This is a genomic window from Autumnicola aciditolerans (assembly GCF_041679265.1).
GTDB lineage: Bacteria > Bacteroidota > Bacteroidia > Flavobacteriales > Flavobacteriaceae > Autumnicola.
Genome location: NZ_JBGFSM010000002.1, coordinates 324,040 through 337,500 on the forward strand (window position 1 = coordinate 324,040; position 13,461 = coordinate 337,500).

7 protein-coding genes are annotated in these 13,461 nt (G+C 41.1%); 1 reads left to right on the plus strand and 6 read right to left on the minus strand.

What is annotated here, in order from left to right; translation table 11 throughout:
• Positions 1 to 30 precede the first annotated feature (30 nt).
• From AB8M93_RS03160 to AB8M93_RS03170, 3 genes are all read right to left on the minus strand, one after another.
• Entirely contained in the window at positions 31 to 1,695 is a 1,665-nt protein-coding gene (locus AB8M93_RS03160; RefSeq protein WP_373056179.1) for an ABC1 kinase family protein, read from the minus strand.
• A 99-nt stretch (positions 1,696 to 1,794) separates the two neighbouring features.
• Positions 1,795 to 3,795 (minus strand): monovalent cation:proton antiporter family protein, encoded by a 2,001-nt coding sequence (locus tag AB8M93_RS03165; protein ID WP_373056180.1) that lies wholly within the window; start codon positions 3,793 to 3,795, stop codon positions 1,795 to 1,797.
• 123 nt (positions 3,796 to 3,918) lie between these two features.
• Positions 3,919 to 5,790 carry a M61 family metallopeptidase gene (locus tag AB8M93_RS03170; protein WP_489671751.1) on the minus strand — a complete coding sequence of 624 codons (1,872 nt, stop codon included), beginning with the start codon at positions 5,788 to 5,790 and terminating at the stop codon, positions 3,919 to 3,921.
• A 158-nt stretch (positions 5,791 to 5,948) separates the two neighbouring features.
• On the opposite strand from AB8M93_RS03170, the gene AB8M93_RS03175 reads away from it, so the two are divergent.
• A complete protein-coding gene (locus AB8M93_RS03175; protein ID WP_373056182.1) occupies positions 5,949 to 9,947 on the plus strand; it encodes a T9SS type A sorting domain-containing protein in 3,999 nt (1,332 codons plus the stop codon).
• 135 nt (positions 9,948 to 10,082) lie between these two features.
• On the opposite strand, the gene AB8M93_RS03180 is transcribed toward AB8M93_RS03175, so the two are convergent.
• From AB8M93_RS03180 to proC, 3 genes are read right to left on the minus strand one after another with little or no spacing between them, the layout of a single operon-like run.
• Positions 10,083 to 11,297 carry a glutamate-5-semialdehyde dehydrogenase gene (locus tag AB8M93_RS03180; protein WP_373056216.1) on the minus strand — a complete coding sequence of 405 codons (1,215 nt, stop codon included), beginning with the start codon at positions 11,295 to 11,297 and terminating at the stop codon, positions 10,083 to 10,085.
• A 17-nt stretch (positions 11,298 to 11,314) separates the two neighbouring features.
• Positions 11,315 to 12,085: a glutamate 5-kinase gene (proB, locus tag AB8M93_RS03185; RefSeq protein WP_373056183.1), complete on the minus strand. Its 771-nt coding sequence runs from the start codon at positions 12,083 to 12,085 to the stop codon at positions 11,315 to 11,317.
• A gap of 24 nt (positions 12,086 to 12,109) precedes the next feature.
• Complete coding sequence (proC, locus tag AB8M93_RS03190; RefSeq protein ID WP_373056184.1) at positions 12,110 to 12,916, minus strand: pyrroline-5-carboxylate reductase; 807 nt, start codon at positions 12,914 to 12,916, stop codon at positions 12,110 to 12,112.
• Between the last annotated feature and the right edge of the window lie 545 nt (positions 12,917 to 13,461).

Here is a 13,461-nt window from a genome sequence, read left to right on the forward strand (position 1 = left end):
GGATTTGATCTTGCGTTTTCCTGATTCTAGCTATTTCCTGTTGTTTAAATTTTCATCTTTAAAGATGATGATATAACTTAAAATGATGCCACCTGCAGCAGCCAGTAAAAACAGAAGAATGGCAAGGCCGGGATATCCAAAAATGGTAAAACTGGATGGTACCTGCATCAGCATGGCTGCACCAATAATGGTGGCGGCAATAATGAGCCCCAATGTAATGCGGTTAGCTACTTTCTGGAAGCCGTCTGTTACCCGTTTTTCATCAATAGCGTCTATTTGTATTTTCAGCTCATTGTTTGCCAGGTTTTCAGAGATCTTATTCAGGCGTTCCGGCATATTTTCAGCAAGCTTTTTAGATTCCAGCAACATGGAAAAGAAGTTTTCGGGCTTCAGCTCTTCATAAGCTTTTTTGCGCATAATCTTTTGCACATGCTTTTGTATGGCTTTTTTCAGGTCAAAATCTGGATCAAGAATGGCGACCAGCTGGTCCATATTCAGCAAAATTTTCCCCAGAATATTAATTTCCACAGGAAGGTGAATGCTACATTCGGCCGCCAGCCTGTTCAGCTGAATGAGCAGGCGTCCCGTCTGCATATCCTTGGCGGTACTGTGCTCGCTATCCATTATAAGATCACTAATGGTTTTTTTAAAAAGCTCCACGTTGGCCAGATCGTTATATTTGCTCATCCTAAGCAGGATTTTTGCAGTTTCAGTACCATTGCTGGTGCTTATGGAAATAAGCAACTGCAGGATATATTCCTGTAGCTGGGGCGTAAATTTGGCAACCATTCCAAGATCTATAAGCGCAATTTTATCATCACTGGTAAACTGCACGTTCCCGGGGTGCGGATCTGCATGTACAAACCCGTCATTGATGATTTGCTGCAGGTAAGCCTGGACCAGTTCATCTGCTAAGGGGCTATAATCTACCTCCAGTTGTTTGAGAGGGGAAAGTTTGGTAATTTTCTTTCCCTGGATAAATTCCATAGTCAAAATTTTGCCGGAGCAATAGTCATTAACCGGCTGTGGCACGATAAGATGTTCATATTTCCGAAGGTTTTCACCCAGGGTCTCCAGGTTCTTCGCTTCCCGGGTATAATCCAGTTCCTGCAGCAAGATGTGCCTCAATTCTTCCAGTACCTGTTCAAAAGAATATTTCTTGGCAGTTTCGGTATGTTTTACGGCAAGATGCGCCAGTTCTTTTAATGTATCAAGGTCTTCCAGGAATTTCAGGCGAATGCCCGGCCGCTGGACTTTAACTGCTACCGGTTGGCCGGAGCGTAAAGTAGCATGATGTACCTGCCCTATGGAAGCACTGGCTAAAGGTTTTTCTTCAAAAGTATTAAATGCTTTGGAAATGCGGGTTCCCAGCTCTTCTTCAACTATCCGGTGTACTTCTTCATAGGGGATAGGCGGTACGTTATCCTGTAGGCTGGCTAATTGCTGAAGATAGGCATCGGGCAACAGGTCTGGCCTTGTGGAAAGCAGCTGGCCGAGTTTGATATAAGTTGGCCCCATTTTTTTAAGGTCTTCCACAAGCTCTTCCGGGCTTTGATCAAAATGGTTTTCCTGCTTTTCGCTCCTGTTTTCCGTCATTTGTGATGCTGTACTGCGGAAGAGGTCGCTGTGCCAGTACTTTAGCATGAAACTGAAGAATTTTTGGTAACGCAGCATAGCGCTAGGTAGAACAGACATTGTTGTAAATTTAATTAAGGGCTGGTGTATTTAAAACAATATACAAATTAGCCCCATTACCGGAGGGACAAGCCCCTTAAATTTTAACAATTGTTTAGATTAATAAGACAGCATTTTGTTGATGTGGTTGATATTCCCCGGGTTGCCAAACAGGTAAAGCAGGTCATCCTGCATAATTATAGTAGATGGTGAAATCTCGGTAAGATATTTGTTTTGTCTTTTTATAGCCAGTACTGTGACCCGGTAATTTTTGCCCATTCCCGACTCCTCAATACTTTTCCCCACAATATTTTTATTGTTTTGCTTTACACTTAGCGTGGCAATCTCTTTGTTGGGAATATTGAGGTGCTGTAAATTGGGATTGTGTGGTTTGCCTTTTATGGCAGTAAGCATGGCATAATCTGAAGAGCGAATACTGTCTGTAAACTCCTGGATTTCATCAAAAGGCACAAGATATTTTTTAAGCACCCTGGTAAAGATTTCGATGGAAGTTTCAAACTCTTCCGGAATAACTTCATCTGCGCCCAGCCGTATATTTTCTTCAATTTCTTTTACGTAGCGCGTTCTTACAATAATAAACGCGGTTTGAGTGAAAAGTCTTATACTGCTTACAATTTTCTTGGTGGCATTGGGATCTGAAATGGCAATTACCACCACCCGTGCTTCCTGGATATGAATATGTTTTAAAATGGTGGGATTAGTGGCATCACCAAAAACTACCGGCTCTCCTTTTGCTTTGGCCTTGTCAAAAGATTCCGGTTCCATATCTACAATAAGGTAAGGGATATTTGCGTTTTTTGCCGCCTTGGCAATATTGCCGCCATTTATGCCATAACCTATAATCACAAGATGGTCCTGCAGGTTCTCCTGTGGAACTTCATCTTTTTCTGCCGTTTTTCGCATGGCGTTCAATCTTTTTCTTACTGCGGAAGAAATGGGCGCCTGTAATAAAGCGTAGGTTAATTTTGTGGAATAGGAAATTAAAAAAGGAGTCAATCCCATTGTAATTATAGAAATTGCCAGAAAATACTGGTAAATGCCCTGCGGAATTATTCCGTTATCCCGTCCTACTCCTGAAAGCAATAAAGAAAATTCCCCCACCTGGAACAAGCTGAAAACGGTCATAAAAATTGTGCGCGGCTTGTATTTCAAAATAAATGTGGTAATTCCCACCACGATCATCTTCAGCAAAACCACGCCCAGCACCAGCAACAAAATGTATAAAATGTTCTGGAAAAAGAAATTCAGGTCTAAAAGCGTTCCTACCGATATAAAGAAAAAGCTGATAAAAATTTCCCTGAAGGGCAAAACATTGGCCGTAGCCTGGTGGCTGTAGTCACTTTCAGAAATAATAAGCCCCGCGAAAAAGGCTCCCAGGGCAAGGGACAATCCCACCGAAGAGGTTAGCCAGGCAATGGCAAAACAAAAAACCACCACCGTTAAAATAAACAACTCCTGGTTTTTTGTTTTTACCACCCATTTAAAAACCCTTGGCACTACGTATTTTGCCAGAAGGAAAATTACAATCCCCACTAAAATTACCTTTCCGGTGAGAATTCCCACGGTTTCTAAGATATTACTTGTTTTTCCTGCCAGTAAAGGCGTAAAAAGCATCATTGGCACCACTACAATATCCTGGAAAATTAGGATGGCCACAGCAATCCTGCCGTGTGGCGCGGTAATTTCTCCTTTTTCCTGTAGTAATTTAAGCACGATTGCGGTACTACTCAGAGAAAACAGGAATCCCAGGAAGATGGAAGAATTTAGAGGAAGGCCAAAAAACATCGCCACCAGGGTGGTAAACAAAATGGTTCCTGCCACCTGCAAACCACCTCCTAAGATCACGGTTCTTTTAATGGAGGCGAGCCCTTTTAAAGAAAGCTCAATTCCAATAACAAAAAGCAGGAAAATAATGCCAATTTCTGATAGCAGTTCTACCTCGTGGCTTGAACTTATTAAATTAAAAGCATGGGGGCCGGCGATAATTCCCGCTAATAGAAATCCCAGGATAGAAGGAACTTTTATCTTTTGGAAAGCAAGGATTATCAGGATCGATAATCCCAGAATTACAACAATATCCTGTAAAATAGGAATTTCCATCGGGCGGCGTAAGGTCTAAAGTGAGTTAGTAAAAATCTTCAATTTAGGAGAAATACATTGATAAATAAAATAAAAAAGCGATAGTGACTACTACCGCTTTTTAGAAAATTTTAATCCGTTATTCTAAGATTTTAACCAGGCATGGCGCAGTTCAATCTGTTCGCTGCTGGCATTAGGAATTTCAGTAAGGCGCATTCCAGGCGCCTTAGCGGCTACAACAGGGCCTTCAAGAACAACGTCTTCCCCGTTTCTGGTTACTTTAACCTTGATCTGATCCCCTTCAGCCCAGTCCTGCGAAGCCATAATGAGATCATAAATATTTTCACGGGTATAAGCCACTCCGTTAATTTCCCTTATTACATCACCACCCTGTAGCCCTAAATCAGTAAAAAAGGTGTTCAGTTCAATATCATTTCTTACCAGGATATTTCCGGAAGCATTTACGGTGATGTATGGAGTAGATTGATCTTTTAGCAGGTAATCTACCGGCACCTGATCTTCCCTTAGTGCCAGCCCTACTTTTTCAAAAAACTGTTCGTAAGGGATGGGAGTGGTGCCGCTAACGTAGGTATCAAAAAACTCCTGAATTTCAGGATAGGTAAGTTCTACAATTACCGGAATTAATTCCTCGTCTTCAAAAGGCTTATTCTTACCATACCGTTCAGTGAGCTTTTTCATTAAATCCAGCACGCCCATGCGGCCTTCGCTTAATTCCCGAAGCCTTATATCCAAAGCCATTCCTATTAACGCGCCTTTCTGGTACACGTTATAATAACTGTCCTGGTAAGGATCTTCCAGGATGTTTTCGCTCATTACGGTAAAAGACATGGTATCATCAAACCTTTTGGCGGTATTGATCTTTTCATTCATCCTGTCATAGAAATCCTGATTATCTATAAGCCCCTGGTTTACCTGGAAAAGATTGGCAAAATACTCGGTCACGCCTTCATACATCCACAAGTGTTCAGACATCTTGGGATTGTTGTAATCAAAATAGTGTATCTCATTGGAGTGCACTCCTAGCGGAGTGATAATATGGAAAAATTCATGGGAAACGATATCGGTCATACTTTTGTTAAGCGCCTGCTGCTCCATAGTTTCAGGCATCACCACTACAGTTGAAGTATGATGTTCCAGCGCTCCAAAATTTCCGGCATCATTTTGTCCAGGGGTGGCAGAGAGATATACAATAATGGCATATTTATCGGTATTATTTATATCGCCAAGGAAATCTTTCTGTGCCCTGATCATTTTCTCCATTGCGGGTTTAAGGCTTTGCGCCGAATGTTTATTATTAGGAGAATATACATCGATTAATACCTTCATATTACCTGCCATAAAGCTGGTAGTATCTGGCGCGGCATACATTATGGGATTATCGGTCACCTCAAAGTACCTGTTGAGGTTATAGACATCTGTTTTGGCATTGGAGACCTCGGCATCTAAAGTTTCGTCTACATTTAAAGCACTTCCTGCAATAAGGTCTGAAGGCCTTAAAATTTCGAGACGGTATTTATCCTCTTCCATATTTTCAAAATAACCTACAAAGCCATGTAAATTCAGAAGAAAATTTTTATCTTCGAGAATATTGGTTCCGGCCATGGAATAAATTCCGCCTTCTCCCTGTATATCAAAAGTATCATTAATAAGATAGGTGACTTTTTCCAGCTTTTTGGCATTCGGGATTCTCCAGCTGTTTTCATCAATTTTAATTACTTCCATTTCATTGCCTTTTTCATCAAGGGCCTCGAAATCTTCAGCATATTTTCCATAATTGGAGGTGGAGTAGGTGCCGGGTACGGTTTTGGGAATGTAAAAAACGGTTTCTTCCGTAGTTATTTCAGGAGGATCTACGCTTACCATTACGCGGTCATTGTTAACATGTACCAGGTCCAGATTTGCGACAACAGGTGGTTCTTCTGTAATTGTGTTTTGTGTGGTTTTACAGCCATATAACGCAAGAGAAAACGCGACGGCATAGAAAATTTTTTTCATCATTTAAATTGATTTTTTATGTAAGTCAGGATTTTGGGTGAAAAGTTACAATCTCTTTAGAAAAGGAATTACGTTACCCTCTGTTAACATGCTGTTAATAAAAAGGTAAAGAGGAAAATAGATTATTGTTGTTTCTTGCAGGCAATAAAAATCATGTTATGAAACAAAAATTACAATTTTGGGGCATTTTCTTATGCTTCAGCTTTTTTATGAATTTTGCCGCGGCACAGTCCGTTTTTATAAATGAAATTCATTATGATAATGATGGCGGTGATACCGGGGAAGCGGTAGAAGTGGCCGGTCCCGCCGGGACAGATCTCACCGGGTGGAGCATCGTTCTTTACAACGGGAGCGATTCAGAAACCTATGGAGAGATTGCTTTAGGAGGAACTATTCCCGATTTGCAGGGAAGTTTTGGCACATTGGAATTTTCTGGCGGAAGCATTCAAAACGGAAGTCCAGACGGGCTTGCTTTAGTAGATAATGATGGTAATGTGATCCAGTTTTTAAGCTATGAAGGTACCATTACCGCTCTTAACGGCCCGGCTTCAGGCTTGGAAAGTGAAGATATAAGGGTAGAAGAAACCAGTTCTACTCCGGTTGGTTTCTCCCTGCAATTAGGTGGAGAAGGGAAGGAGTACACGTCTTTTACCTGGCAGGAACCCCTGGAGAATACTTTTGGGGGTATTAACGCAAACCAGGACTTTGGGGGAGAAGTTACAGATCCAGATCCTGAACCAGAGCCAGAACCGGAACCATCTCCGGCAGAAGGTATCGTTTTTATAAATGAAATACATTATGATAATGTAAGTTCAGATTCCGGTGAAGGGGTGGAGCTTGCAGGTACGGCAGGAACAGATCTTGGGGGTTATACCTTACTACTTTATAATGGTTCTTCCAGTCAGCTTAAACCTTATGGAACAGTAAACCTTACCGGAACTTTTGCTAATCAGCAAAACGGTTACGGCACCCTGGAATTTGCAATAGAGGGCATCCAAAACGGAAGCCCCGATGGTTTCGCCCTGGTAAATCCGGAAGGAGATGTGATCCAATTTCTTAGCTATGAGGGTACTTTTACACCCGTAGAAGGTCCTGCTGCCGGCATGGAAAGTACCGATATAGGAGTGGAAGAGGGCAGTAGTACTCCTGAAGGTTATTCCCTTCAGCTTACCGGTGAAGGCAGCTATTATTCAGATTTTACCTGGGCTCCGGAAGCGGCCAACACTTTTGGGGAGGTAAATACCGGGCAAACTTTTATTTCTCCGGAACCTGTATTATTCATTAACGAACTGCATTATGACAATGTGAGTACAGATTCTAACGAAGGCGTCGAGATTGCAGGAACCGCGGGAACAGATCTTACTGGTTATAGTATAGTGCTTTATAATGGCTCCAGTAGTCAGTTAAAAGATTATGGAAGCCAGCCTTTAAGCGGTGTTATTCCAAATCTCGATAATGGCTTTGGTACGCTTGCTTTTTTTATTGAAGGTATTCAAAACGGAAGTCCGGACGGGCTTGCTTTAGTAGATTCTGAAGGAAATGTAATTCAGTTTTTAAGCTATGAAGGTACATTTACACCTTTAGAAGGGCCTGCAGCAGGAATGGAAAGTACAGATATTGGAGTAGAAGAAACAAGTTCTACCCCGGCAGGTTATTCTTTGCAATTGGAAGGAACAGGTACAAATTATGAAGATTTTACCTGGCAGGAAGCTATAGCAAGTACGTTTGGAGAAGTAAATACTAACCAGTCTTTTGGTTCCGGGCCGGTAGAGCCTGAGCCTGAACCAGAGCCGGAAATTACTGAGCCTATAGCTATTGCAGAAGCCAGGGCAACCAGTATTGGCACTAAAGTTATTGTGGAAGGAACGCTTACGGTTTCAGATCAATTGGGTAACACTGCCTACATCCAGGATGAAACCGGCGGAATCGCTATTTTTGGAGATTTGGTTACTGAAGAAGGCCTTTATGAAATAGGCGATAATTTAAGAGTAACCGGCGTTAGGGCAGTTTATAATGAGTTGATACAAATTTCAGATGTAGAGTCGGTTGAATATTTAGGTGTTACTGAAAATCCTGTAGAACCAGTAAGCATCACTCTTGCTGAAATGGAAAATTTTCGCGGGCAACTGGTAAAGATCACCGATATGATTTTTCCTGAACCGGGACAATTATTCTTCGGAAATGCCAATTACCAGGTTTCTGATGAAAGCGGTACAGGGGAATTACGTATTGACGGGGATGTGGATGAATTGGTTGGAAAAACCCAGCCTGAAATCTGCGCCGAGGTTGTTGGAGTGGTAGGAAGATATAATGATATCAATCAGTTACTTCCAAGAAATGAAGCAGACCTGCCTTGTGCCGAAGAATTTGACCCTTCATATCCAGGCTCAGATATTTCAAGAGATTTAACTTTTGATGCGGCTACCTGGAATATTGAGTGGTTTGGGGATGAAGCAAATTCTCCTGCTGCGGGCAGTGAAAATTCAGATGAAGTTCAAAAGGAAGCCGTAAAGGAAATCCTGCTGGGCCTTGACGCCGATGTGATCGCGGTTGAAGAAATTTCAGATGAAGCCCTTTTTGCTGAAATGGTTTCGGAAATGCCGGGCTACGATTTTATTCTTTCTGATGCTACTTCTTATCCTGATAGTCCCGGAGGTCAAAAAGTTGGTTTTGTTTACAAAACCGAAACTGTTTCTGTAAATTCCACAAGGGCCATGTTTACTTCGCTTCATCCGTTTTATGACGGGAGCGATGCCGATTTACTTGTAGATTACCCTGCAGAAACCGATCGTTTTTATGCCAGTGGGAGATTGCCATTTCTAATGAATGCCGATGTTACCATAAATGGTGCAACCAGTATTATCAACTTTATCGCGCTTCATGCCAGGGCCAATAGTAGTGATGGTGCCCTTAACCGGTATGAAATGAGAAAATATGATGTGGAGGTATTAAAAGATTCCCTGGATGCTCATTATGCTGATAAGAATGTAATGATCCTTGGGGATTATAATGATGATGTGGATGAAACTGTGGCCGATGTAAATACAACAGTTTCCACATATGTTGAATATGTTAATGATTCTGAAGATTATACGGTACTTACCGCTGTTTTAAGTGAACAGGGCTACCGGTCTTACGCCTTTAATAATGATGTGATAGACCATATTACGGTAAGCGATGAGCTGGATGAAAACTATATTCAGGGCTCTGCACGCGTTCATTATGAATTTTACAGCAGTGATTATACCTACACCGCTTCAGACCATTTTCCGGTTTCGGTGAGGCTTCAGTTAAAGCCGCTTTCCGTTTCTGTGGAAGGGCAGGGAAATATTTGTAACGGAGCTGAAAATGGTTCGCTCACCGCAAATGTGGAAGGTGGTATTGCCCCTTACACGTATAGCTGGAACAATGGTGCCACTACTCAAACAATCACAGGTTTAAGTGCCGGCACTTATACTGTAGAAGTAGAAGATGCTTTGGGGAGTATGGCTTCAGCAGAATTCACCATTGAAGAGTATGAGGCTATTGTTGTTGAAATGCCTGAAGACCAAACCTATTATAAGGGATATGATGAAGGACAAGTTCAATTAAAGCCGGAGACTATAATTGGAGGTTCAGGAAGTTATACTTATTCCTGGAGTACAGGTGAAACCAGCCTTGCTATTGAAGTCGCGCCGGAAGAAACCACGACTTATACTTTAGAAGTGACCGGTGAAAACGGATGCACAGCTACCGGTAGTGTGACTGTAAATGTAGAAGATGTTTCCTGCGGAAATAGTCGTATGAATGAAAAAGTGCAGGTTTGTTTTAATGGAAAATCCTTATGTATTGCCAAAGCTGCAGTTCCGGCATTTTTGAGAAAAGGGGGCTCTCTTGGGAGTTGTAATGAAGCTCCGGTCATTATACAGGAAGTAAAAGCAAATCCAAATCCAACAAAAGGGGCTGTAAACCTGGAAATTGTTGCAGCAAAAAAAGAAAAAGCTTCCGTAGAAGTTTATAATCTCTTTGGAAGACTGGTGTTAACTGAAAATATTAAACTTTCCGAAGGAAAAAACACGCATCACTTCGATATCGGGCGTGAAATGAGAGGAATTTATATTGTAGTGATCAGAGGGTCAGAATTTAAAAGTGAACCTGTGAAGATTATAAAATATTAAATATTTTATCTACCTAAATGGAAAAGGCTGTCCAAATCCGGCAGCCTTTTCTGATTTTATTCCTGAAAAGCTAACTTTTAAAACAAAAAAAGCCATCCAAACCGGATGGCTTTTTTTGTTTCAAAATTTAGGATTTTAAGCTCTTATGTGGCCTTCACCTAAAACATAATATTTATTGGTAACAAGCTGCTTCAGCCCAAGTGGCCCGCGATGGTGAAGCTTATCGGTACTAATGGCCAGTTCAGCCCCAACACCCATTTGGCCGCCATCGGTAAAACGGGTGGAGGCATTGTGATACACGGCAGCACTGTCTACCTGTTCCATGAATTTTACCGCTTCATCTTTATCCTTCGTAATTATAGAAGCGGAATGCCCGCCGGAATATTTATTGATCTTTTCAATTGCAGCGTCCAGGCCTTCAACACTACCAATAACCATTTTCATCGCCAGGAATTCTTCATACCAGGTATCTTCAGAAGGAACTTTAGACTGGGAAGTAGCAATTTTAGAGACTTCTTCATCTACCAGCACTTCCACTTTATGCTCTTCCATAAATTTAACAAGCTCCTTAATTCGCTCTTCATACTGCGGAAGGTTTTTATCCACCAATACTTTATCTAAGGCGTTACAACCGGAGATTTTATCGGTTTTCGCGTTAAGAATCACTTTTTTGGCAGTCTCAAAATCGGCATTTTCAGAAATATAAAGGAAGTTATTTCCCCTACCGCTAACCAGCACTGCTCCTGTGGCGTGTTCTTTTACAAAAGCGATAAGCCTTTCACCTCCACGCGGTACTATAAGGTCTAATTGCTCCGGCGGATTTTTAAGGAATTCCTGGGTCTCTGTTCTGCTCATATGCAGTAGTTTGATCCATTCTTTCCCTATATTGTTTTCCTCAAGCGCCTCATGCCAGCATTCTTCCAGGATTTTATTGGAGTTAATGGCTTCTTTCCCACCTTTCAGGTAAATCTTGTTGTTTGCTTTAAAGGCAAGTACAGAAGCTTCAATAGTTACATCTGGCCGGGATTCATATATAATCATGATGTTCCCAAAAGGAGCTGTTTTGTTGGTAATGTCCAGGCCGGTGTCCAGTTTCCTGTGTTCGATTACCTGTCCCACAGGGTCGTCCTGTTCCATCACTTCTTTAACCGACTGGATCATCCCGTTTACCTTTTTATCATCAACAATCAGCCTGTCGTACATGGCCTGATCATCTTTATTAAAAGCTTCCAGGTCTTTCTTGTTGGCTTCAATAATTTCGATTCGCCTTTTATCCAGGATTTGCATCATGGATTTCAGGACGTTATTTTTAATTTCTGTATTTAAAAGTTTCATCTTAATATTTTTAATTTTTTGATTCGTTTTTGCTACTCGGTGAATTTTGTGCCCACCGGTTTACCGTCCATAATATCTAAGATCACATTTTCATTTTTACCGTTAGCGATGTAAGTGGTGATATTTTTAGAGGCGGTACTTTTGGCAATTTTAATTTTAGACTCCATTCCGCCACGGCCTTCTCCTTCTCCTTTGCCGGATTCCTGCACATATTTCTCCACGTTCTGGTCTACTTTTACCTTATTCAGTTTTTCTGAATCTTCGTCATCTGGGTGGCCGGTATATAAACCATCAGTGTCACTAAGAATGATCAGGGAATCGGCACCAATAAGTTCTGCCACCAAGCTGGCCAGTTCATCGTTATCTGAAAACATAGACATGGTTACAGAAACCGCGTCATCTTCATTTGCAATAGGAATAATCCCTTCAGATAATAAAGATTCATAGCAATTAATCATATTTTCACGGTGAATCCCGGGGCTAAAATCCCTTTTTGTGGCCAGCACCTGTGCACAGCGCATTCCGTAATCGTGAAAAATGCTGTAATAATGGCGCATCATTCTTGGTTGTCCTACAGAAGAGAAAACCTGCCTTCTTTTGGACGGATCTTTAATAGCGATATCCCCAAGTATTTCTTTTCCTGCAATAGCAGAACCTGAAGACACAAGCACCACATGAATATCCTGTTCGTAAAGTGTGGCAATTTGCCTTACAAGGTTCTTAAGTACAGGACCAACAATCCTGTTGTCCTTGTTGGTCATTACATTGGTTCCAACCTTTACAACTATTCTTTTTTTATCCATTTTATTTGTTTTACAGATAATTTTTTATTCTTCTTTCCCAAGTTCCACAGCCCTGTCGAATGCTGCGTATGCTGCTTCCTTAATTAATTCCTTAACATTATTGTCTTCCATAGAATCCAGTGCGGCACGCGTAGTACCGCCTTTAGAGGCCACTCTTTCCATCCAGGTATTTGGTGAAAGATCAGATTGATTAAAAAGTTCCACTGCCCCTTCAAAGGTCTGGCTTACCAGAACTTTGGAATCATGCTGGGAAAAGCCCATTTTAAGGGCCGCTTCCAGCATAGACTGCATAAAGTAAAATACGTATGCCGGGCCGCTTCCTGAAATTCCCGTAGAGGCATCTATAAAGTTTTCATTTTTCACTTTTATAGATTCCCCGGTAGTATCCAGGAGATTTCTCACCATAAGCAGTTCCACGCGGGAAACTTCTTCTGAAGCGGTGTAAGAGGTAACACCCTTTCCTACCTGTGCGGGCAGGTTAGGCATAGAGCGTACTACCTTTTTAACCCCCAGGCCATTTTGTATTTTTTGAATGGTAACCCCTGCCATTAAAGAAACAAAGATCTGTTCCTTGTTTACAAGAGGTTTTATTTCTGAGAAAAGGTCATCGCTGTGATATGGTTTAACAGCTATAAATACCACATCGGCCTGCGGAAGGCAATCTTCAATTTTGTCAAAAACATCAAAATGATCAATACTGCTTAAAGTAGTTAAGACTTCTGCTGATTTATCAAAGATCATTAGATTTCTTCTGTTTAACATACTGGATTTTGCCATGCCCTCAGCATACGTGAGACCCATATTTCCTGCTCCGATAACTAGTACTTTCATTCTAAATAATTTGGTTAATTAATTTGAGGCTTTAAAGCCCTATTTATTTGCACCATAAAGTTCAAACATCGTGCGAGTATTCCAAAAACACCTGAATTTGCAGGAGTTTCCAAAGCTTTAAGATAAAATAAATCCTTGAAAACCGGAAAATTAATTGTTGCCATTACATAACAATCGCCATGCTTTAAAGGGATAAAGGAGTAGATTAAAAACAAGTAAAGCAGTGATAGTCCGCCGTTGGTAATGCTTCCCGGGTGGTTTTTAATCCGAAGAGAGAAAAATTCTTCTCACTTCATCATCTTATGGAGTTTTAAAAATTTTAGTCAGATTGAAAAAAGTTATTACAGATAGAGTTTTTAAATTCAACTTTAGGGCCTGCCAAAAACATGCTAATATGGCAGCCACCTGAAAAATTGTATGCTTAAAATTTTTATTGGATTGCGTTAAACTGAACTTTTCTGGCTTAATACGAGGCAAGATTCTTTTTAAAACCGGGAAATTTTTCCTCAAAAGCAATTTCAAAAAGTGTGGAACAGGAATATTAA